Genomic DNA, 22994 nt, shown 5'->3' with positions numbered 1-22994 from the left:
ATAATGAATAAATCGAGGTAGAGGATATGACGAATAAAAAAGCGGTTTTCTTAGGACCTCCCGACCGGGGGCATATCGGGAATGTGTTTGACCAAGCCTTCCATGACTGGAGCAAGGCCAATCTCGAATGGGTGCCGCTCGTGATCGACCGGGACAACGCGGAGGCGCACCGGGACGCGCTTCGGGATGTGGAAGTCGCCTTCTCGACGTGGGGCATGCCGCTCTTTACCGAAGAGGAGCTGGAAAGCTATTTTCCGAGCCTGCGCATTGTCTTCTACGCGGCCGGTACCGTCCAAGCGTTCGCCAGACCTTTTCTGGCCCGCAGCATCCGGGTCGTCAGCGCCTGGGCGGCGAATGCGATACCGGTGGCGGAATATACCGTCGCCCAGATCGTGTTGGCGAACAAAGGCTTTTACCAGGCATCGCGTCACTACAAGCAAAGCTTTGGGACAGCGCGGGAAACGTCGGAACGGTATCCCGGCAACTTCGGGGCACGCGTCGGGATTCTTGGCGCGGGCATGATCGGGCGCAACGTCATCGAGCGGCTGCGGGCCTACGAGCTGACGATCGATGTATTCGATCCGTTCCTGTCGGAGGAGCGCGCAAGCGAGATGGGCGTCGTCAAGGCCGAACTGGTCGAGCTGTTCGCCCGCTGCGACACGATATCCAATCATCTTGCGAACTTGCCCGCTACGGTCGGCATCCTGCATAAGGAGCATTTTGACCGGATGCTGCCGCATGCGACCTTTATTAATACCGGACGCGGCGCCCAGGTCGTTGAGGAAGATTTGATCCGCGCCCTGCGCGAGGTGCCGACGCGTACGGCTCTGCTGGACGTTACGCATCCGGAACCGGTCAGGGAGGATAGCGAGCTGCTGCGGTTGGACAACGTCGTGCTTACTCCGCATATCGCGGGCAGCATTAGCCGCGAGGTAGCCCGCATGGGCCGGTATATGGCCGAGGAGTGCGGCCGTTATTTGAAGGGCGAGCCGCTGCGGTACGAGGTCAAGGTCGAGATGCTGGAAACGATGGCTTAACCGCGCAGGCGTACGCCGTTTGGCGCAACCCCCGGCCCTTCGGGCGGCCGGACATTCTTTTTAGGAAAACATTTCTCGACGCATACCATTCGGCAAGCTTTGGGGAGGATGAACGAACAATGGCAATCAAGCCAGGTGAAGCGGCAATCGGATTTATCGGCATCGGCGTCATGGGAGCGAGCATGGCGGAGCATATCCGCGAAGCCGGCTATGAGCTGCACGTTTATACGCGTACGGCCGCCAAAGCGGACGAGCTGGTTCGCAAGGGCGCCGTCTGGCATGAGACGCCGGCCGGGCTAGCGGCCGCCTGCGACGCGGTGATTACGATGGTCGGCTATCCGGCCGACGTGGAGCAGATATATCTCGGCCACGAGGGGCTGGTCGCCCATACGAAGGCTGGCGCGTATTTGATCGACATGACGACGTCCAGCCCGCTGCTGGCCAAGCGCATTCATGAAGCGGCTGCCGTCAAAGGGCTGCATGCGCTGGATGCGCCGGTGTCCGGAGGCGACGTCGGGGCGCGCGAGCGCAGACTGTCCATTATGGTTGGCGGATCGGCGGAAGATTTCGCCGCCGCCTTGCCCCTTCTTGAGCTGATGGGCACGAATATCGTGCACCAGGGAGCGGCCGGCGCTGGCCAGCATACCAAAATGTGCAACCAGATTGCGATCGCCACTAATATGCTTGGCGTCTGCGAAGCACTGGCTTATGCCGAAGCGGCGGGGCTCGATCCGGCTGTCGTGCTCCGCAGCATCGAGTCCGGGGCGGCGGGGAGCTGGTCGTTGAGCAATCTCGGCCCGCGCATTATCGCCGGCAATTTCGAGCCCGGCTTTTATGTGAAGCATTTTATTAAAGATATGGGAATTGCTTTGGAATCGGCCAAGGAGATGGGACTGGACACGCCGGGACTGCGGCTGGCCGAATCGCTTTACCGGCAGCTGGCGGAGAAGGGCTATGCGGAGAAGGGCACCCAAGCTCTGTTTAAGCTATGGGAGAAGCCGGTTTAAGCGTGTCCGGCGAGGCGGTCCGGATGCCCCATAACGAAGGAGACAGATCCCGATGAATATCCGAAAGCTAGCTCCCCACGAACAGCCGCCGATGGAGCTGCTGCTGCTCGCCGATCCTTCTCCGGCGCTGGTCGCGGAATACATCGGCAGAGGGCAGTGCTTCGTCGGCGAGCGGAACGGCCGGACGATCGGCGTGTACGTGTTGCTGCCCACCCGGCCGGAGACGCTCGAATTGGTCAATGTCGCCGTCGCCGAGGACGAGCAGGGAAGCGGGAACGGGAAGCGGCTGGTTACCCATGCGGTAGAGACGGCGAAGGCTCTCGGCTACCGGACGATCGAGGTCGGTACCGGCAGCACGGGGGTGGCCCAGCTGGCGCTGTACCAGAAGTGCGGCTTTCGCATGACCGGCATTGACCGGGATTTTTTCACCCGGCATTACGAAGAGGCCATTTACGAGAACGGCATTTTGCTTCGGGACATGGTCCGGCTGGCGCAAGATTTGTGACCGATAGAGGAACACATCCAGCACGATGAAGGTTGAAGTACGATGAAGGTGAAGTACAGCAGGGGCAGCCGGTCGGCCGCCCCTTTGATTTGTATTTGTTGCGAGAAATCCAAACGAGAAAGCGGGCCTTTTTCGTATTCAAAAAGCCGCTTAGAGCTCCCTAATGGGATGTAAGCGGCTTGAGCCGTGCTATCAGCAATGGTGTGTGAATTCGATCGATCCGTTCATTTTTCCTTCAGCCAGGCGTTCGCCAGCAATAGCGCGCCTTTTGCCGCCGCGGTTTCGGCCAGTGCATTCAGCATGACGAAGTCATGGATGATACCCTGAAAGCGTACGGCCATCACGGGTACGCCGGCTTCACGGAGTTTGTTGGCATAAGATTCTCCCTCGTCACGCAACACATCGGCTTCGCCGGTGATGACAAGCGCTGACGGCAGCCCCTTCAGCTGTTCGATGGAGGCGCGGAGCGGCGACGCCGTAATCTGGGCCCGTTCCTCGGGGTCAGTGGTGTATTGATCCCAAAACCACTGCATGCCTTCGCGGCTCAGGAAATAGCCCTTTGCGAACTGCTTGTAGGAGTCCGTATCGAATGAAGCGTCCGTAACGGGATAGAACAGCAGCTGCTTATGGATGACCGGCCCTCCGCGTTCCTTGGCCATCAACGTGACGGCAGCGGTCATGTTGCCGCCGACGCTGTCGCCGCCAACCGCCAATCTGGAAGGATCGGCTCCGATCTCCGCACCGCTCTCGGCGACCCATTTGACGACGGCATAAATCTCTTCAATCGCAGTCGGGTATTTGTTCTCCGGGGACAAGCTGTAATTCGGGAAAACGATTACGGATTGAGATCCCACAGCCAACTCGCGAATCAAATGGTCATGGGTGTGCGCATTTCCGAACACCCAGCCTGCACCATGGATATAGATTATAACGGGCAGCAGCTCCTGGCCGTTTTTCGGTTTCAGGATTACTACAGGCACCTCGCCGTTTGGTCCCCCCGGTATCGCAAGCTCCTTGATGTCCACATCCGGCTTTGCGACAGGAGTCGATTGCACCTCATCCACCGTCTTTCGGCCTTTCTCGGGTGTCAGTTCATACAGGTACGGAGGATTCGCCGTTGCTTCCACGAATTTCTGCGCTTCCGTCTCCAGCTTCACTTCATTTGGCATATCGGTTATGTCTCCTTTCAAAATTGAGTGTACATACTTGTTTACACAAAATGAGTGAAGTCTAAGCTTTCCTGGCGTCTTTCCCAATAGAAAAAAAGGAGCTGCCATATAGGAAGCTCCTCTACTGTCGTAACCGTTAATGTAGTCTTACCTACAAATCTACCACTGCTGCTTGAACTATTTTGGCCTAACGATCAAGGCGACGGGCTGGCCGCGAGCGTTCCTCCCGACCGTCGGCGTACATAAACAAATACCGTAAGCATCACGATCAGCTCCGAAAGTGGGATCGCCAGCCAAATGCCTGCGGTGCCGAGGATGTGGGGCAGGGTGAACAGCAAGGCGACCATCAGCAGCATTTCCCGTGCGACGGTAATCCAGGTGGCCATCTTGACCTGATCGGTTGCCTGGAAATACGTCATCATGACAAAGTTGGAGCCCATGAACAAATAGCCGATGAAGAACAGACGAATGCCGGTAACGGCCATCCGGTGAACGTCTTCCGCGAACGAGCCGAACAGCGAGACGATGCCGTCGGCGGCGATAAGACCGACCAAGAAGATGAACAGCCCGACGCCGAAAGCGGTACGGACGGCGATGCGGATCGTCTCTTTCTGTCTGCTCTGCAGTCCCGCTCCCCGGTAATAGCTGACGAGCGGCTGCACCGCGGCGCCGAGCCCGAGAAACATCATCAGCATCACGCTGTGCACATAGTTCAGGACTGAGAAGGCGGAGACGCCCACCGTACCGGCCCAGTGGACCATGGCGATATTGTACCCGGCCGTAAAGACGGCTAGGCCGATCTCGGCGACGAAGCTCGGAAAGCCGATGGCGAGCGTCCGCTTGGCCAGCGCCCAGGACAGGCGAGGCGCGACGAAACGCAGCATGCTGTCTTTGCGCAGGAAGTGCAGGAAAAGCACGCAGGCGCCGATAGTCGCGCCTATAACCAAGGCCAGCGCCGAACCGGCTACCCCGAAGTCCAAGACGAACAGCAGCACGTAATTCAACACGATATTGCACACGGCCGTCACCATCAGCGAAGCCATGGACAGGTTCGGATTGCCATCATTGCGCACGAAGACGCTGAAGGCATTTTGCACGGTAATGGCGAATCCTCCGACAAGCAGCACGTTCATATAGTCCATGACGAACGGCATGGTCTCATCGTTGGCACCGAGGAACAGGGCCAGCTTTCCGCGGAACAGGAAAGCGACGGCGGCCAGCAGCAGCGTCAGGCTGAAGATCAACGTTAGCGAATGGGTGAAGACGGTACGGGCTTCCCGTACCTGTCTCGCTCCCAGATGCCGGGAGTACAGATTGGCGCCGCCAATCCCGACCCATAGCGAGATCGCCATATAGATGGAGAATACCGGAACGGCAACGTTGACGCCGGCCAGCGCGATTTCCCCCAATCGGCGGCCGACGAAAATACCGTCGACAACGACGTTGACGGACATCATCAGCATCCCGATCAAGGAAGGGATCAAATAGCGGATAAACACTTTTCCAACGGAATCGGTTTCCATGGATAACAGCTTGTTGTTATTGTCGGTATTAAGCATGTCGCACCTCGAATGAGCTTCTTATCGGGCGGTTCGCCCGGTTTCCCTCTCGTCGCTGCCGTGAAGCAGCCCTTGCCAAAGCAAGGAGAAGGTCGCATGGGAAGCCTGAATAAAATAGTCCGGGTTGCCGAAAATAAGTTTCGCGGTCAATCCCTCGTATATCGTATGAACGGCTAGCGCGCCGTCCTTGGCGTTTACTCGGATCGCGGTATCGTGCCGGAAAGCGAGCTCGATCAGATGAAGCAGATGATGCGAATACAGTTCGTACATGGTCAGGAACAGCTCCTGCAGCGGCTCGGGCGGCATGAAGGCCATCAGGAACATCAGCTTCACGTTTTGATTGGCCGCGTAACGGTCTCGCATCTCGAGCATGAATTGATCCAGCAGCTCCCGCAAAGGCTCTCCCTTGTGCTCGTCGAAAAACGAGGTCAGAAAAGCAATCTCCTGCTTGGTCGCTTCTTCGTGAATTTCTACGACCAAATCCTTCTTGTTCTCGAAATGGGCGTACATCGACTGCTTCTTGATACCGACCGCATCTGCAATATCGGCCAGCTTCGTTCCTTCGTAGCCGTATTGCAGAAGATGGACGACCGCGGCTTTCTTGATCTCTTCTCTTCGGCTCATGATAGTCTCCCCGCATCCTTGAGATTTCAATATGCCTGACTGTAGTCAGGTTTCCATGAGTGATATATTAACATGTTTAAAAGTAAATATCAACAAATAAACTGACTGTGGTAAGGTTAACTTATTGTGAAGTCGAAACCGTACACTTTTGCAAAATTGCAGCGAAAAATGCTTGGTTCTGTTGAATCCGTGGGAGGCATCTACCTGGAGCCGGATACGGTGAACGGGATGGCGTATTGGGAAGCGGTGCGAAACGTATTCCGGCTCGAGCGGTGACGGGGCAATCAACGGGAAGTTGTAACATGTAACTATATCCAAGGAAAGCAAAAGGCCCCCGTCTGCCTATGCATGTTCATAGGGAGCGCAGGGGCTTGCTTTGCAGATCGGATTGTGCGGCCGTACCCGACACGCGAACAGCGGACGGTTCGGGCGTCGCTTCCTTGCGATTGGCGGCGATATAGTGAGAGGGCGAGCAGCCCATAATGCGCGAGAACGCTTTACTGAACGATTGAATGGTTTCGTACTGCAACCGTTCGGCGATGTGACCGATGGACAAATTGCCGTACTTCATCATTTCCATTGCTTTCTCTACTTTCTTCGTATTAATATATCGCTGCAGCGTCATGCCCGTCTTCTGTTTGAATACATGCGATAAATACGTATAGCTGTAGCCCAGATCTTTGGCGAGTGTCTGGATGCTTTTCAATTCCAGAATATTTTTTTCCACGTAGCGGATGACCGCGTAAACCGTATGTCCGACAGAATGCTCCGACTTCTGAGGGGCATAATGCTGCACGGCTCCGCTCGTCTCGGTAAAGGAGCGATAAGACAGCACGATTACTTCTTCCAGATAGTTTCGGATCATCGTACGCGAATACGGTTTATGGGAGTAAAATTCATCTATGTTGCGGAGAAAGGGGATCATGATTCCATATGTATCTTTGGCGTGATAGTAGGGCGTCGATTGCAGAAAATCCTGAATGCTCGCCATATCCTCATCCGCCGTATTATTGATTTTAAAACCCATATACAGGAAGCGCAGCATGCTGTTTTTCTCGGTACGAATGGCATGCGTGGAGCCGATTGCATTGCAAATGAGGTCGCCTTCCTGCACGAGGAGCGGAACGCCTTCGCAGTCAAAGTAGCCGCGCCCGGACACGATGTAGCTCAATTCCAGACAATATTGCCGGTGCAAAGGGATCTCATAGCCGGATTCGCAACAGATTTCACCGATCTGGTGCAAGTCGATGCTTCCGAATATCCTCGGCTTTCTGATAAATAAATTGTCAAAATGAAACAAGCAGCCCGCCTGCTCGTTACGATTCAAATCTTTGGATCCGCTAGACATGCGGGACACCGTATGCCGGCGGGTCCGGCTCGAATAGCGAGACGGGCATTGGAATCCGAGCCTCCTCGCCGATGTTGGAGACGATCGTTTCAGTTGGGGCAGAAGCGGCGGCGGGCTTACCGGTTTTGAATAGTGAAGCAACATAATTGCAACGATTCATTGAGTCTCCACCCCTTCACAGACTAACGGTTCAATATGACTTCTGCATGTTGCTCGGAAGAATCATAGATCGCTTGAATCACCTGGCTGGACAAAATGACGGTATCGATATGAGCCGGTGATTTTTCCCCGGTGCGGATGCCGCGCAGGAAGGAATCGATTTCGTTCTGGAACATATCCCGGGAGTTGAAGACCGGCGTTGTTTCCAGAAGAGCACCGTCGCGTGCGCCGTAAATCTTAAAATCTTTGCCATACTGCAGACGGATCCCCGCCTTATCGCCGAGAAAATCGATATACATTTCCTCGACTCCGATGTTTTGCGCCCAAGCCCCGTTTATCGTAATGACCGGTCCTTCGGTACGGATTAGCGCAGTGACACAATCGTCTACGTCATACGTCCCGGCCGGATTGGGAGGGCCCGCCCACATATTGATATACGCATAATTGCCAATCTCTTTCCCCAGCTTACTGAAAGTCTGACCACTGACCGTCAGCGGCTTCGGATCGCCGGAGCAGTACATGACAATGTCGAGAAAGTGAACGCCCCAATCGATGAGTGCGCCTCCGCCTGCGATCGCTTTTGTCGTAAATGCACCGCCGAGCCCGGGAATAGAGCGATGCGAGCGGAAGCTGGCATAGACATGATACAGCTCGCCCAGATCCCCGTTTTGCACCATATTGCGGATCAGATTGACTCCGGTATTGAAACGGTTCACTACGCCGATGTTGAGCGTTTTCCCGGTTTCGCGCTGAACCTTCCGCATTTCCAGTGCTTCGGCGTACGTTCGGGCTGCCGGTTTCTCGCACAGGACATGCTTACCGGCTCTCATGCAAGCGATGGAAATCGGGGCGTGCAGATGATTGGGCGTGCAGATTGAAACCGCTTCCACATCCGGGTCATCGAGCACGATGCTGTAATCCTCGACAGCTATGCCGCATTTGAAATCGGCGACTGCTTTCTCCGCCCTAGCCCGGTTGATGTCGCAAAAATACTTGATTTCCGCTTCGGGATTGGCCATATAGGCTTTGATATGTTTATTGCTTGCGATCGTGCCGCAACCGATAATGGCAACTTTGATCATGTGCTTTCCCGCCCCCCCATTATACCCGTTTATTTAAGTCAATTGTAGCTTGGTTTTTCTGAACTACAACATCCATTTTCGACTTTCCAGTTATCCGAATTTATGGTCAGAACAGAAAATCAACAAAATTTAATCCCGACGTTTTTTGGAGTTGACACCCCAAATAACCCGGTGTTATAGTCTGGTTGCAAGTCCTTGAGACAACAAGCAATCGATTAACCATAACCACATGAAATTGTCCGATTTGGCAAATTCAGAAGGGGAGGGACTTTAAGAGCAGGCCGAATGGCAATGCATCGCAGAACCGTTTGACAGAGGGACTTGTTAAAAAAACGTTGTTTTTTAGGGAGGAGCAATCGGAATGCTTAGAAAAAGCATGGTTGTACTTGCGGGAATATCAATGATTGTAAGCGCTTGCAATTCTAGCGGTAGTAGTACAGGCGCTGGCACTGGCACTGTCAAATCGGAGGAGCGTCCGCCAGAACCGATCGAGCTGGTTATGCTGCAGGACGGGGCGACGATTACGGATGACGAGTTTGCCAATTATATCGCTGCTCCGGTGCGAGCCAAATATCCGCATATTACGATCACGATGATGCGGAACAACAAGGGCAACGAAGGGTTATCGAACCTGATCTCGTCGGGCTCCTTTCCGGATTTGATCTTTACGACGTACCCGCAAATCAAGATAAATCGGGAATTGGGCACGGCGCAAGACCTGAACGATATGATCCAAAAATTCAAAATGGATACCGGCAAGTTTGACCCTGCTGCCCTCCAAACCTCGAAAATATACGGAAACAGCGACCATTTGTTTGCCTTGCCTTTCTCGCTGAATTTCCTGGCCACTTTCTATAACAAGGACTTGTTCGATAAGTTCGGAGTCGCCTATCCGAAGGAAGGCATAACCTGGGATGAGGCGATTCAGTTATCCAAAAGCTTCGACAGAACGCTGGAGAACATCTCGTACCGTGGTTTGATGACGAATGGAGCAAGCGATCTCAGTACCCAGCTATCGCTTCCTTACGTCAATGCCGGCACAAACAAGGCTCAACTGACAACGGATGGTTGGAAGCGCTTACTAGATCTCTTGAAGGCCATAAACGATGTTCCCGGGAATAAAGGGGCCACTCTCGATCATTTCTTAAAGGATCAGACGCTTGCGATGGTGGCCAGCTACGATGCGCGGTTCGCGGCGTTAGAGAAGCTGCAAGGCACGTCCGGGCAGTTCAACTGGAACGTCACCCAGTATCCAAGCTATCCGGACAAACCGAATGTGAGTTTGGCGTCATCCGGCCACTTCTTGATCGTCTCTTCGCTGGGCAAGCATAAGGAAGAGGCGTTCCAGGTCGTCGATTTGCTGACCAGCGACGACATCCAGAAGCTGATCACGGAAAACGGAAGATTTACTTCTCTCAAGAATGAAACGATCAAGTCGCTTTACGGCAAAAATATGAAATCGATGCAAGGCAAAGATATCAAAGCGGTATTCAAAAGCGCGTTCTCGCCGCCGTTCCCGCCAACGAAGTATGATTCCTTTGTCATCACCCGTCTAAACGAAGCCGTGAAAAAAGTGACAAATGGCGAAACCGATATCAACAGCGCGCTGCGCGAAGCGGAAGAAGCCGCCAATCGAGACATTGCGGCGCAGCCTAAGTAACTTGACCGGACCGATCCGCGCCCTGCGAACGCACGGGCGCGAACATCTTACACAAAGGCGGTGTTTGTGATGAATGAACAGGAAACGCAGGAAATGACGGAGCGAAATCGGGGGATGCAAGTAGAGATTAGCCGAAGAAAACTGCTTGCCTCGCTTGGCATCGCCGGGCTCGCGGCGACCGCGGGCGGATGGAGCCTCGCCTCGGCAGGATCGAATACCGTGACCTATGCTACCTATTCGAACGGAGAGGGAGACCCGGAAGGCTGTGCTGCGCAAATCGGCATCACGACGATCGCAGAATTAAAAGCGCTTTCATCGGGACCATGCACATCTGTTTTTTTTGTCAAAGATTCGCTTCGCGAAGGAGTCTTCGTCTGGGATACCGCTGACACGGCATCGGCGGACAACGGAGGAACCGTAGTAGTGGACGCTTTCGGACGCAGATGGAAGCGCGTGGTTGACGATGTGCTGAAGGTGCAGTGGTTTGGTGCGAAGGGCGACGGCCTCGCCGACGATACGGATGCGATCCAGGCGTGCATCAATGCGGCGTCCCCTGGACAGACCGTTTATTTTCCGAAAGGCACCTACATCGTCCTGCCTTCGGGCATTACCCGTTACATTCAGCTGCGGAGCAACCTTACGCTGCTCGGGGAAGGCGCCTCCAGCGTCATTAAAGTCAAGGACAACGCGGGCAACTACGGGACGGTCATGGGCGGACCGATCGAGCCGTATTTTTGCGGAGGCATGGTGCAAAACTTGACCATCCGCAGCCTCAAATTCGATCACAATTTTGCCAATAACAACGGAGCTGTCATTCAGACCGCCAATACGACGCGCAGTCACATCCTAACGTTTTTCAACTTCAAAAACATCACGGTGGAATCCTGCATCTTCGATCCGGTGTCCAGCCGCAATGCGCTCAACTTCAACTCCAGCAAAAGCTCCCAAGTCACCGTCAGAAACAATTATTTTCAGTTTGCCAAAAGAACCGGTGACGTGTATTACGACAATACTGTCGTGTATTGCGAATGCAGCGACTACCGCATACAGGATAACCATTTCTCGGCTACCGACGCCAGTGTCGGGTTTGCGACCGGAGCCATCGAGCTGCACGGTTCGCCTTGCGTGGCCTCAGGCAATCTCATTCATCGCTACATTGCCGGCATTCAGCTTTGCTCGGCTTGGGACAGTTATAACGACTTCGGCAATTTCGTAGTGGCGAACAACACCTTTAACGATGTGTACAACGGCATTTATTTGCATATGTCGAACATGCCTCTGAAAAATGTGCTGATCGACAGCAACGTGATTGCGATGGATCAACTCGCCTACTATAGCTTTAGCGATGGGACGACAGCGGGAATCCGCATCATCGATGTAATTCAGACTCCCGGCAGAACGATCGAAAAATTAAGCATTACGAATAACCAGATTCTGTTCAAGCCGGAAACGACGGGAAGCTCGACTCGGAGAGTATACGGCACAGGAGGTATTTTATTAGACTATCCGAACGGCATAGACGGCGTTATTGTGGAAGGCAATCAGATCGTCAACTCGCCGGCGGCGGGTATTAGCATCCAAAAAAGCAGCGCCGCCACAACCATCAGCAAAAACATCAGCATTCGCAACAATCACATTATCAACTCCGGGCAAAACGTGCTGGCCACCTCGATCGTTAAAGCCGCCATAATGGCGAAGCGATTGGAGAACGTAGTGATCGAGAATAACATCATCCGAGACGATTGGGATACGATGCGAGGGTACTATGCATTTAGCATGGAGCCCGGCGCCTATTTCAAAGATGTAACGGTCCGGAACAATCAAATCACTGCGAAACAGGGAGGATACCGGCTCGATTATGTAGACAGCAAGATCGATTATTTGCCGCCGATCGCATTCAAATTCAGCGCGGTCTATCCCCCGGTCAGCGGCGACTACACCGCTGGAGATATGGTATGGAACACCGGCGCGGTTACCCCCGGGACGAGCGTGGCCGGTTATAAAGTAATAGAAAGCGGAACCGCAGGCACCTTAACCGGAGTAACCGCTTCGATCGCATTCAACACCTCGGTCATGACCGTGAGCGACTCAAGCTCGCTCAAAGTCGGTAACGTAGTCAGCGTTGCGGGATTGACCGATGCGTTCACCATTCTGCACATCACCGGTACGGCCGTGACGGTCAAGCCGAGAGCGGGCGGTACGGCGACCGGTGCGGCTCTCAGTTTCAGGGCACCCGCATTGCGCGAATTTGGTCTTATAGGTTGACTGCGGCTGACGAAATAATCAATTAACGGAGAAGAACAGTAGGGGAGCTTCCGAAGGGAAGCTCCTCTTTCGTTTTGACGAAACCGTACACTTTTGCAAATTGCAGCGAACAATACTTGTTCTGTTAGAATAAATCCCCGCTACATATACTAGTAGTACGCAGACAAAATTCGACACTCCCGGGAGGGATGAACCGATACTGGACGAACGTCGGGCCGCGATGCTGGCCATGCTGCAGGAAACGCCGGGCTTTGTGACGGCGGAGCAAATGATGGAGCGGTTGAAAGTGTCCCGGCGCACGATTTATTACGATATGGGCAAGGTGAACGACTGGCTGGCGGATAGCGGCCTGGAGCCGGTCGAGCATGTGCGGCGGGCGGGATTCCGTCTGTCGGACGCGAGCAGAGCGGGCATGCCGGAAATGGCCGGCCGAATGCGGCCGTACGAGTATGCTTTGTCCCCCAGGGAGCGGAAAGCATGGATAGCGATCGTGCTATTTACTAGACCCGATGCGGTCTATGTGCACGATTTGACCGAATTTTTGCAAGTGAGCCGCATGACGGTGCTGCAGGATATGAAGCTGCTTCGCCGCGAACTGGCCTCGTACGGACTGAAGATCGACGTCGAGCGCAAAACGGGATATGTCGTGTCCGGCGAAGAGGGCGAAAAGCGCAAGGCGCTTGCGCATTATTTGCCGCAGGTGATGGCTCACGCCAATTGGAAGCGATTCAATTCGCAGTTTCAAGGGGCGGTGCAAAGCTCCTTGGCCGAACGGCAGTTCTCGCTGCTCGTCGACGAGGAGCGGCAGGCCGAGCTGTACCGGCTTGTCGGGGAATGCGAACGATCGCTCGGCAGAGAGTTTACGGACGAGACGGTGTTCATGCTGTCATCCCGGCTGTTCATGTTCGCACATCGGTTAAAGCAGGGCGAAACGGTAAAGCTGGACGAGGACGAGAAGGCGATTTTGTCGCGCATGCCGGAGCACAAGGGGGCTCGGCGGCTGGCGCAAGGGCTAGAGAAGCTGTTCGAGGTCGAGTTTCCCGAGGACGAGGTTTGCTATTTGACGATGCACTTGCTGGGGGCGAAGCTGAACCGGCTCGCCGCTCCGACTAACGGCGCGGATGCGCCGCAGCACGGGGAGGCCGCCGCGATCAAGGCATTGACCACACGGATGATAGACCTGTTCGAGCAGTACGCCTGCGTGTTCTTCGAACGGCGCGGGGAGATGGAGGAGCAGCTTTACTTGCACGTCAAGCCCGCCTATTACCGGATCAAGTACGGGCTGGAGGTCGAGCATCCGTTGCTCGATACGATGCGTTCGAAATACCGCGAAATATTCGAGCTGACCCGCAAGGCCGTTCAACCGCTGGAGGAAAAGCTGAAACGGAGCGTCAACGACGACGAAACGGCGTATCTGGCCATGCATTTCGGGGGCTGGCTGCGCCGGCAGAACGCGGTGCCGGTGCGGCGGCGCAAAGCGGCGATCGTCTGCGTCAACGGAGTTTCGACGTCGCGCATGCTGCGCCTTCAGCTGGAAAGTCTGTTTCCGTACCTGGACATTGCTGCGGTCATGTCGCTTCGCGAATACGAGCGGTTCCGCATGCCGGTGGACGTCTTTTTCTCCACCGTCCCGCTGCCGGACACGCCGGCGCCGGTCTTTGTAGTCAATGCGGTGCTGACCGACCGGGAAAAGGCTCATCTGCTGCACGAGGTGAACCGCCGGCTGGAGGCGGCGGGCGGAAACGTTAACCCGGTTAACGGCATGATCGAGCTGATCAAGCGGTACGCCGACGTGAAGGATGAAAGCGGGTTGACGGAAGCTCTGGCCGGCTATTGGACATCGGCGGGCAGAGCTGAGTACGCGCAGCCGGACAATCCGGATTTGCCGCGTATACTTCCGGTGTCGCGCATTCGTTTCGTCCGGACGCTGGAAAACTGGAGGCAGGCGATCGGACAGGCTGCGGCCCCGCTTCTGGAAGACGGGCTCATCGAGGAACGGTACGTCGGGGCGATGATCGACAAGGTGGAGCGGATGGGACCGTACATTGTCATAGCGCCCGATGTGGCGATCGCCCACGCGAAGCCCGACGAAGGCGTGCTGGGCACGGGCATGAGCTTGCTGCTCGTACGGGAGGGAGTAGGCTTCTCGGCAGATCCGAGACACCGGGTGCGGGCACTGTTCGTCCTGGCAAGCGCGGACGGCGAATCGCATCTGACCGCGCTGGGGCAGCTGACCTTGCTGCTTCGGGACGAAACGGGGCGGAGGCGCATGGTGGAGGCGGACAGCGCGCAGACGTTGGCTGCATGGATAGAGCATTCCGCCGCTGAAGACGACTGATGGAGAAAGGGGAAACTAGGAAATGAAGTTTATGCAAGCGGAGCTGGTAGCATTGGATGTCGAGGCGAATACGCCTGAGGACGCCATCCGAGCGGCCGGGGAGCTGTTGGCGGAGGCTGGGGTCGCGGATCGCTCGTATACGGAGGCGATGGTCGAGTCGTACCGGCAGAAGGGGCCTTACTTCGTTCTCGCTCCCGGTATCGCCCTGCCGCACGCGAAAGCGGATAGCGGAGTAAATGAGGCGTCGGTATCGTTCGTCCGGTTGAAGCAGCCGGTCCGGTTCGGACACGCGTCGAACGATCCGGTGGATCTTGTCTTTGCGCTCGGCTCTTCTTCCAGCGCCGATCATATCGCCATGCTGCGAAAGCTGACGCTTCTGCTGAACGATCCCGCCAATATCGCTACGCTGCGGAAGGCGGGCAAGCCGGAGGATATACAGGCATTGCTCGTTTAGAAAGAGAGAGATTCCTTACCCCGCTTTGAGGCACTTACAAAACTATCCGGCGATCGAGCGTACGCGCCGACGCCCAAGGAGGACTACCCACATGATCAAATTGCTGTGCGTATGCGGACTCGGACAAGGAACGAGCCTGATTTTGCGGATGAATGTGGAGACCGTGTGCCGCGATCTCGGCGTGCAAGCGGATGTCGAGCATATGGACGTCTCGTCCGCCAGTGGAGTGAAGGCCGATTACATTTTGACCAGCAACGAGCTGGCGCAAAGCTTGCAGGGCCATTCCGCCCAAATCGTGATCATCGACAACTATTTCGACCTGAACGAAATCAAGAGCAAGCTAAGCGCGGCTGTCCAGTAATCACCATACCCTTAGGAGGTTCACGCGATGGACATTATTTTCTGGATTGCCACGAACATATTCGGAACACCGGCCATCCTGCTCGGCGCGATCGTGCTGATCGGTCTGCTGCTGCAAAAGAAGACGACCAGCCAAGTCGTCAGCGGCACGTTCAAAGCGATCATCGGCTTCTTGATCATCGGCGCCGGCGCCGGCGTCATCGTGAATGCGCTTAACGTGTTCGAGCCGATGTGGAAGGAAGTATTCGGGCTGCAATCGGAAACGCTGGGGCAATTTCTCGGCCAAGAGAAGTTTAACGCCCAGTACGGCAGCGCCGTAACGCTGGCGATGTTCCTCGGCTTTCTGATCAACGTGCTGCTCGCCCGGTTTACGAAGTTCAAATACATTTATTTGACCGGGCATATGATGTTCTGGACATCAACGGTATTTGCCGGCGTCGTCGTTCATACGGCAGGCGATGTGGCGTTCTGGAAGCTCGTGCTGTTCCTGGCGGTCATACTCGGCGTGTACTGGACGTTCCAGCCGGCTCTGACGCAGCCGCTGATGCGCAAAATTACCGGCAACGACAATATCGCTCTCGGCCATACGTCGGCATCGGTCGCGCTGCTTGGCGGCTTGCTCGGCAAGCTGTTCGGCAACAAGGAGAACGACTCGGAGAAGCTTAAGGTGCCGAAAGGTCTTGAATTTTTACGCGATTCCAATGTCATTACGGCCCTCAGCATGGGAGCTCTATTCCTGATCGGGGCGATCGTCGTCATGCTGAAGGGAACGCCCGGCGCGGAAGAGTTGATCAAGAAGGCCGGCGACCAAAACTTTATTATTTACTCGATCATACAGTCGTTCACGTTCGCCGGCGGGATCGCCATCGTGTTGATGGGCGTGCGGATGTTTATCGGGGAGCTCGTGCCCGCGTTCAACGGGATCGCTACCAAAATCGTTCCCGGCGCCAAGCCGGCGCTGGATAGCCCGGTTACGTACCCATACGCTCCGAACGCGGTTATCCTCGGCTTTATCGGCGGCTTCGTCGGCGCCTTGATCTGGCTCGTCGTGCTCGGCAACACGGTATCTTACGTGTTCGTGCCGACGATGATCGTGCTGTTCTTCCACGGCGCCACGGCCGGGGTATTCGGCAATGCGACAGGCGGCACGCGCGGCGCGCTGCTCGGCGGTTTCGCCACGGCTACCGTTGTCGCCTGGGGACAATTCATTATGGTGAAATTCCTCATTACGTCGACGATCCCGGACACGGCGATGTGGGCGGCCGACTCGGATATGTTCATTATCGGGCCGATCATCAGTTTCCTGGCTAAGCTGTTGTTCTAAGCGGAAAAACCGGCTCGGGGGGCGGGAGGAGCGGCTTTGCGGAAAGCGGCCGCTTGTCCCGCCCGGACCGGAGACGGTTATTTTGAAGAGAAGGAGAGATCATCATGAGCTTTATTCGAACGCTGGAGGGAGATATAAGCCCGCAATCGCTCGGGTTCACCTATTCGCACGAGCATATCGTCTGCCGACCGGCTTTCTGGGCGGAGCGAGGCGAATCCGACCTGCTGCTGGACGATCCGGAGAAATCGCAGCGGGACGTCGAGGACTTCAAAGCATGCGGGGGATCCGCCATCGTAGACGCAACGGCGGTCGATTACGGCCGCGATGTGGAAGCGGTGCGCCGGATCGGGCAGGAGACGGGCATTCATATCGTCGGAACCGCCGGATTCAACAAAAGCTTCCTGTGGGACGCCCGTATCAAAGAAGAGCTGAAGCCGATTATCGGATCTTATGCCACGTATGCGGAATGGATCGACCGGGCTTCGATCAACGAATTGACCGCGTTTGTCGTCCGCGAGGTGGAGGAAGGGCTGGAGGGCACGCCCTTTAAAGCCGGACAAGTGAAATTCGGCACTGGCTACAATCGGATTACGCCGCTCGAAGAGAAGACGCTACGGGCCGTAGCGCGGGCGCATCACGAGACGAAAGCGCCGGTGCATTCCCATACGGAGGTCGGCACGATGGCCTTGGAGCAGCTTGAGCTGCTGAGAAGCGAGGGCGTCGACCTGAATTTCGTCAGCCTCGGCCATATGGACCGCAACCCGGACCCTTACCTGCACGAGCAAATTGCCCGGACAGGCGTGTATCTGAGCTTCGACGGGATCGGCAAAATCAAATACGCCCCGGAAAGCACGCGCATCGCGCTTATTCTGGAGCTGGTGCGCAAAGGCTATGAGAACCAGATCCTGATCAGCGGCGATACGGCGCGCAAAACGTACTACAAACATTACGACCATGGACTCGGTCTGGAATACATTAAAGCGAAATGGCTGCCCCGCTTCGTCGATGAAGCGAATCGGAGCGGCTTCGACGGAGAGAAGCTGGCGGAGAAGTTTTTCGTCCATAATCCGGCTGCCTGCTTTTCGTTCAAGAAGTAAGGAGGGAGCGCTCATGCACTTTCAATACGAGAACGCCTACGATGTCAAGGAGCGCATCGCCGAGAAGCGGGTAGCGATTTTGCCCGTCGGCGCCGTGGAAGCGCATGGTCCGCATCTGCCGCTCGGCACGGACAACGTGCTGGCCGAACGGATGGGGGCCAAGCTGGCCGAGCGGACGGACGCCTATCTGCTGCCGACGCTGCCTTACGGCCAAGTGTGGAGCTTGCGCAGCTTTCCCGGCAGCTTGAGCGTATCGAACGAGTCGCTGATCATGCTGCTGAGCGATATCGGGGAAAGCCTGTACCAGCAGGGATTCGGCGTATTCGTCATGCTGAACGGCCATCTGGGCAACGGCACGGCGTTGAAGGAAGCGGCCCGGAGGCTTTACGAGAAGGTGCCGGAGCTGAAGGTATATTACTTTTTCTACCCTGGCGTCAAAGAAATAACAGCCCGCGTCCGCGAGTCGTCCTCCGCGCACGGCGCGTATTTCCACGCTTGCGAGATCGAGACGTCTTATATGCTTTATTTGGCGGAAGAGCTGGTGGACATGGACAAAGCCATCTGCGATATTCCGAATATCGGCGAGGAAGCGGACTGTACGCCGACCCCTTGGGAAACCTTTACGAAGACGGCGGTGCTGGGCGACGCCACGCTGGCGACGCGCGAGAAGGGCGAAGCGATCCTGGAGACGAGCTTGAACGTGATGACGGAAATTGTCAACAAGGCCAAACGGGCGGCAGCCAGAGACGAATCGTAACGGATACGCATAGAGAGTGAGCAAGTTAGAGAAAGAGCAAGGATCGAGAAGGAGTGAGAGACTTATGATCGATACGTATTTTCGGACGATGGAGAAGATGCTGAGGAACGTACGTGCTGCTGAAGAAGGACCTATGAAGCAGGCTGCCGCGAAGGTTGCGGATTGTATTGCCGGCGGCGGAATCGTTCATTTGTTCGGCTGCGGCCATTCGCATATTTTGACGGAGGAAGTGTTTTACCGGGCAGGCGGGCTCGTCCCGATCCGGCCGATTTTCTACGAACCGCTTATGCTGCACGAAGGGGCGGTCCGTTCCTCGGAGCTGGAGCGGAGCAACGGTTTGGCGGACGCTTTCATGGCCGGACAAGATATACGCGAAGGGGAAGTCATGTTCGTGTTGTCTACGTCCGGGCGCAATCCGGTGCCGGTGGATGTGGCGCTGGCGGCGAAGGCGAAAGGCGCTTTCGCGATCGGCATTACTTCTATTGCCTATTCCAGCAGTCAGCCTTCTCGTCATACGAGCGGCATGCGCCTGTCGGACGCGGTCGATCTGGTTATCGACAACCACGCGCCGGTCGGCGACGCCGTGCTGACGCATGAGCGGGTGAAGGTGCCGTTTACGCCCGCGTCGACGGTAATCGGGGCAACGATCCTGAATGCGGTGCTGGCGCAAGCCATCGCCGATCTGGCCGAACGCGGCGTGGAGCCGCCGGTCTATTTGAGCGGAAATATTGACGGAGCGGATGCGCATAACGAAGCGCTCATCGCGCAATATCGCGAACGCATCCCGCTGCTGTCTTGACATAAGGAGGAAGCATCATGATCAGCAAAGAGATGACCGTATTGAACGAGCAAGGTTTCCATGTGCGTCCCGCGCAGCTGTTCGCGGAAAAGGCGGGCGCTTTCGCATCGAGCGTACGCGTGCGCGGCGAAGCGGGGGAGGCGGACGGCAAAAGCATGTTGGAGCTGATGACGCTGGGGCTTGCGCAGGGCTCGCGTCTGACGCTGGAGACGGACGGACCGGACGAAGCCGAGGCGCTGAAGACGCTGGCCGAGCTGATCGACGGCCGATTCGGTGAAGCGTGATGGCGGCCGCAACGACCATTGCCGGCATCGGTGTGTCCGAAGGCATCCGCATCGGGCGGGCTTACCGGCTGGATGAGCCGGTATCTGGCGTATCGGGGCGTACGGCGGAGAAGGACGGGAACGCCGGCACGGATCGGGCGCAGTCGGGCCTCCCTGGCGGATCGGATGGGCCGTCGCGAAACGCCGAAGCGGAGATCGGACGGCTGGAGCAGGCGCGCGAGCGGTGCGCCGAGCAGCTGACGGCATTGGCCGAGCGGGCGCGGGCGGAGCTTGGCGAAGACAAAGCGGCGATTCTCGCCGGGCAGCGCGGCTTTCTGAGCGACCCGGCGTTTTACCCGGCCATTGCCAAGCGGGTGCGGGACGAGGGATGGCTGGCGGAGGAAGCGGTAAATGATACGGTCGAGATGTTCGCCGCGAAGTTCGAGGCGCTCGGCAACGCCTATATGCGCGAGCGGGCCGCCGACATCCGCGACGTGGGCAAGCGCCTGCTCCTCGCGCTGACAGGCGGAGGGGAAGAGTCCGGCCTGGCCGGTCTGCGCGAGGAAGCGATTCTCGTGGCGGAGGACTTGTCGCCGTCGGAGACCGTACAGCTCGACAAGCGGTATGTGCTGGCATTCGTCACCCGCACCGGAGGAAAGACGTCGCACACGGCGATATTGTCGCGCTCGCTCGGCATCCCGGCCATCGTCGGCGCGGGCGAGCCGCTCGACGCCGTACGAACCGGCGACACGCTGATCGTGGACGGCGCGAACGGCCTGTGCATCGTCCGTCCGGACGAGGAGACGCTACGCGCGTACGAGGTGCGTATGGCCGAAGAGCGCGACCGGATCGCCTCGGAGCGGGAAGGACGATTCCGCCCCGCCGTATCGGCGGACGGACGTCGCGTCGAGATCGGCGTCAATATCGGCGCGGCAGCCGAGTCGGAAGCCGCCGCCGACAGCGGAGCGGACGGCATCGGGCTGTACCGCACGGAGTTTCTGTTTATGCACGCCGAGCGTCTGCCGGACGAGGAGGAGCAGTACGCGGCTTACAGCGAGGTGGTGCGGCGGATGGACGGAAGGCCTGTCATTATCCGCACGCTGGACATCGGCGGAGACAAGGCGCTGCCTTATCTGAATTTGCCCAAGGAAGCCAATCCGTTCCTCGGCTACCGCGCGATCCGCATCGGTCTGGACCGCGAAGACTGGCTGCGCAGCCAGCTCCGCGCCATCATCAGAGCCAGCGCGCACGGGGAGGTCAAAGTCATGTTCCCGATGATATCGGGGCTTGGCGAATGGCGGCGGGCAAAAGCGCTGTTCGAGGAGGAGCTGGCCAGCCTCCGCAAGGAAGGACAGAGCATCGCCGACCGGATCGAGACGGGCATCATGGTGGAGATTCCGTCCGCCGCCCTGCTTGCCGATACGTTCGCGCGGGAAGTCGATTTTTTCAGCATCGGCACGAACGACCTGGTGCAGTACACGCTTGCGGTCGACCGGATGAACGAGAAGGTTGCCCCGCTGTACGACTATTTCCATCCCGCTGTGCTGCAGCTGATTCAACGGGTGATCGAAGCGTCCCATACGCACGGCAAATGGACCGGCATGTGCGGCGGCATGGCCGCCGACCCGATTGCGGCTCCGCTGCTGCTCGGCTACGGTCTCGATGAATGGAGCATGGACATCGGTTCGATTCCGAAGGTGAAGCAGGCGCTGTCCCGGCTGGACAGCGGCGAATGCCGCGAATGGGCCGCCCGCCTGACCGCGCTGGATACGCCGGAAGCGGTCCGGAGCGAGCTTGTGCATTTGTCGGAACGGTCATAAAGCTTTTTCCCGCAACGCCAAAACAGCCTCCCGTATCCGCCCGTCGCGGATGTGGAGGCTGTTTTGTATGTAGAGCGGATTGCTGCTGCCGGTTCGCGCCGCGCGCAGTTCACGGCGGGCGATGCAAGCCGGCAGTTGGAGTTGGCAGGGTCGACGATCACGAATCACGGATCGCCGATATCCTCCGCAAACAGTTTAGACGTTGCCGTGCGAGACGACCAGCTCGTATTTGTTGAGCGATGCGCCAAGCATGACTTCCTTCGTATCTCCGCCGCCGCGATGGGATTCACGGAACGATTCGCTGGCCGTCCAGCCTTTGAACGCTTCTTCGTTCTCCCATACGGTACATACCTTCAGCTCTTCTTCGCCTTCCTTGCCTTCTCCGAGCCATACCTCCAGCCGGACGAATCCGGGCATTTGCTGAACGCCTTTGGCGGCGGCGAAACGCTCGGATACTTGTTTTCCGTGACCGGCTTTGATCCGGATCGTGTTCGTTACGACAAACATGGCTGTTCCTCCAGTCGATTAGTCGGCTGGTACAAAGTCCGATGCGCGCTCAAGTCCGACTTTGTACATGTCCGTTATGAATGCTCACCCCTCATTATAACGGAACAGGGAGGGCGGGACAAAAGTGCGTCTGACTGCATCCGATGCGATTGCCCTGAACTACCGATGGTTTGACAGCACCCTTCGACAGTAATCTTAATAGAATTGCTGTAGGATGAGAGATACCACTTTTCTAGTATTTCTTGATGAAGGAGGCCGTATTGTGGAACAACAACTGCATACGGAGATGGCTGCAGGCCATCCCCTGCTGGCGCAGCCGTCCGAACCGTCCGAGGACATGCGGGAAATCCAACAGAAGCAAAGACTTACCTTGAGGGTGTTGAATGAAAGGATCGAGCAGCTTCAGGAGGAAAACCGTCTGCTGCTTGGCAGGCTGGACGCGCTGGAGGAACTGTTGACCGTATATCCGGCCGGGCGCGCCGAAGCCGCCGCCGCAGAGGAGCCGACGATCGGGAATATGCCGCCCCTTGCGGTTGAGGATGTGCCGCCCTTTGCGGTGGAGCGGGGGAGAAAGCCTCTGCTGGACATTTCCATCGTTCAGGAAGTGCTTTCGGTCGGAATGCCGGATCGATCAGACAAGAATACGCCCGAATGGACGACGTTGTTGCCGACGCAGCTGTACGAAGGCGGCGGAGAGGGTGACGGCTATCTGGTCGGCTTGCCTCGCTCCATAATGGCCCCGCGATCCGAGCGTCACCCCGTCCGCAAAAAAAGCTTCTGGGCGATCTTTTCGTTCCGAAATTGGCGTAAGCTTATATAGAAGCGAAACGGAAGCTCCTTGTCAAAAGGGGCTTCTTTGC

General features: G+C 56.8%; 20 protein-coding genes and 1 pseudogene. 15 read left to right on the top strand and 6 right to left on the bottom strand.

Features of this window, described 5'->3' with window-relative positions; all coding sequences use genetic code 11:
* The first annotated feature begins 83 nt into the window (after positions 1 to 83).
* From ABD796_RS28835 to ABD796_RS28825, 3 genes and pseudogenes are all read left to right on the top strand, one after another.
* Positions 84 to 1037 carry a hydroxyacid dehydrogenase gene (locus tag ABD796_RS28835; RefSeq protein WP_344914911.1) on the top strand — a complete coding sequence of 318 codons (954 nt, stop codon included), beginning with the start codon at positions 84 to 86 and terminating at the stop codon, positions 1035 to 1037.
* Positions 1038 to 1153: 116 nt separating this feature from the next.
* A pseudogene (locus ABD796_RS28830) lies at positions 1154 to 2044 on the top strand (NAD(P)-dependent oxidoreductase); the annotation flags it as partial.
* Between the two features lie 52 nt (positions 2045 to 2096).
* Positions 2097 to 2549: a GNAT family N-acetyltransferase gene (locus ABD796_RS28825; protein ID WP_344914907.1), complete on the top strand. Its 453-nt coding sequence runs from the start codon at positions 2097 to 2099 to the stop codon at positions 2547 to 2549.
* A gap of 224 nt (positions 2550 to 2773) precedes the next feature.
* Here ABD796_RS28825 and ABD796_RS28820 read toward each other — a convergent pair whose 3' ends face one another.
* The 5 genes from ABD796_RS28820 to ABD796_RS28800 form a co-directional block, all read right to left on the bottom strand.
* Entirely contained in the window at positions 2774 to 3718 is a 945-nt protein-coding gene (locus tag ABD796_RS28820) for an alpha/beta hydrolase (RefSeq protein ID WP_344914905.1), read from the bottom strand.
* A gap of 194 nt (positions 3719 to 3912) precedes the next feature.
* Entirely contained in the window at positions 3913 to 5277 is a 1365-nt protein-coding gene (locus ABD796_RS28815) for an MATE family efflux transporter (RefSeq protein WP_344914903.1), read from the bottom strand.
* A 21-nt stretch (positions 5278 to 5298) separates the two neighbouring features.
* Entirely contained in the window at positions 5299 to 5901 is a 603-nt protein-coding gene (locus ABD796_RS28810; protein ID WP_344914901.1) for a TetR/AcrR family transcriptional regulator, read from the bottom strand.
* Positions 5902 to 6253: 352 nt separating this feature from the next.
* Positions 6254 to 7144, bottom strand: coding sequence for a helix-turn-helix domain-containing protein (locus ABD796_RS28805; protein ID WP_344914899.1), 891 nt, complete (start codon positions 7142 to 7144; stop codon positions 6254 to 6256).
* Between the two features lie 287 nt (positions 7145 to 7431).
* The gene (locus ABD796_RS28800) at positions 7432 to 8490 is read right to left on the bottom strand and encodes a Gfo/Idh/MocA family protein (protein ID WP_344914897.1); all 1059 of its coding nucleotides are present in this window, start codon (positions 8488 to 8490) and stop codon (positions 7432 to 7434) included.
* Positions 8491 to 8851: 361 nt separating this feature from the next.
* On the opposite strand from ABD796_RS28800, the gene ABD796_RS28795 reads away from it, so the two are divergent.
* From ABD796_RS28795 to ptsP, 11 genes are all read left to right on the top strand, one after another.
* Positions 8852 to 10150 (top strand): ABC transporter substrate-binding protein, encoded by a 1299-nt coding sequence (locus tag ABD796_RS28795; RefSeq protein ID WP_344914895.1) that lies wholly within the window; start codon positions 8852 to 8854, stop codon positions 10148 to 10150.
* A 69-nt stretch (positions 10151 to 10219) separates the two neighbouring features.
* Entirely contained in the window at positions 10220 to 12415 is a 2196-nt protein-coding gene (locus ABD796_RS28790; RefSeq protein ID WP_344914893.1) for a glycosyl hydrolase family 28-related protein, read from the top strand.
* Between the two features lie 220 nt (positions 12416 to 12635).
* Complete coding sequence (locus ABD796_RS28785; protein ID WP_344914891.1) at positions 12636 to 14753, top strand: BglG family transcription antiterminator; 2118 nt, start codon at positions 12636 to 12638, stop codon at positions 14751 to 14753.
* A 22-nt stretch (positions 14754 to 14775) separates the two neighbouring features.
* Entirely contained in the window at positions 14776 to 15207 is a 432-nt protein-coding gene (locus ABD796_RS28780; protein ID WP_344914889.1) for a PTS sugar transporter subunit IIA, read from the top strand.
* A 94-nt stretch (positions 15208 to 15301) separates the two neighbouring features.
* Positions 15302 to 15568: a PTS sugar transporter subunit IIB gene (locus tag ABD796_RS28775; protein ID WP_344915383.1), complete on the top strand. Its 267-nt coding sequence runs from the start codon at positions 15302 to 15304 to the stop codon at positions 15566 to 15568.
* A gap of 27 nt (positions 15569 to 15595) precedes the next feature.
* Positions 15596 to 16891, top strand: a complete 1296-nt coding sequence (gene ulaA / locus ABD796_RS28770; protein ID WP_344914887.1) for a PTS ascorbate transporter subunit IIC — start codon at positions 15596 to 15598, stop codon at positions 16889 to 16891.
* A 104-nt stretch (positions 16892 to 16995) separates the two neighbouring features.
* The gene (locus tag ABD796_RS28765; RefSeq protein WP_344914885.1) at positions 16996 to 17988 is read left to right on the top strand and encodes a phosphotriesterase family protein; all 993 of its coding nucleotides are present in this window, start codon (positions 16996 to 16998) and stop codon (positions 17986 to 17988) included.
* Positions 17989 to 18001: 13 nt separating this feature from the next.
* On the top strand, positions 18002 to 18745 hold the full coding sequence (locus ABD796_RS28760) for a creatininase family protein (RefSeq protein WP_344914883.1): 744 nt from the start codon (positions 18002 to 18004) through the stop codon (positions 18743 to 18745).
* Positions 18746 to 18809: 64 nt separating this feature from the next.
* Complete coding sequence (locus ABD796_RS28755; RefSeq protein ID WP_344914881.1) at positions 18810 to 19544, top strand: SIS domain-containing protein; 735 nt, start codon at positions 18810 to 18812, stop codon at positions 19542 to 19544.
* A gap of 17 nt (positions 19545 to 19561) precedes the next feature.
* Entirely contained in the window at positions 19562 to 19828 is a 267-nt protein-coding gene (locus tag ABD796_RS28750) for an HPr family phosphocarrier protein (protein WP_344914879.1), read from the top strand.
* The gene (gene ptsP / locus ABD796_RS28745; protein WP_344914877.1) at positions 19828 to 21627 is read left to right on the top strand and encodes a phosphoenolpyruvate--protein phosphotransferase; all 1800 of its coding nucleotides are present in this window, start codon (positions 19828 to 19830) and stop codon (positions 21625 to 21627) included. Before ABD796_RS28750 ends, ptsP begins: the two co-directional genes overlap by 1 nt.
* 195 nt (positions 21628 to 21822) lie before the next feature.
* On the opposite strand, the gene ABD796_RS28740 is transcribed toward ptsP, so the two are convergent.
* Complete coding sequence (locus ABD796_RS28740; protein WP_344914875.1) at positions 21823 to 22134, bottom strand: antibiotic biosynthesis monooxygenase; 312 nt, start codon at positions 22132 to 22134, stop codon at positions 21823 to 21825.
* Between the two features lie 262 nt (positions 22135 to 22396).
* Here ABD796_RS28740 and ABD796_RS28735 point away from each other — a divergent pair, with 262 nt between their 5' ends.
* The gene (locus ABD796_RS28735; protein WP_344914873.1) at positions 22397 to 22954 is read left to right on the top strand and encodes a hypothetical protein; all 558 of its coding nucleotides are present in this window, start codon (positions 22397 to 22399) and stop codon (positions 22952 to 22954) included.
* Positions 22955 to 22994 lie beyond the last annotated feature (40 nt).

This window comes from Paenibacillus hodogayensis (genome assembly GCF_039536325.1).
In the GTDB taxonomy this organism is placed as follows: Bacteria; Bacillota; Bacilli; order Paenibacillales; family NBRC-103111; genus Paenibacillus_AB; species Paenibacillus_AB hodogayensis.
Note: the sequence above shows the minus strand (reverse complement) of the source record. Positions and strands in the feature narration are given on the sequence as shown.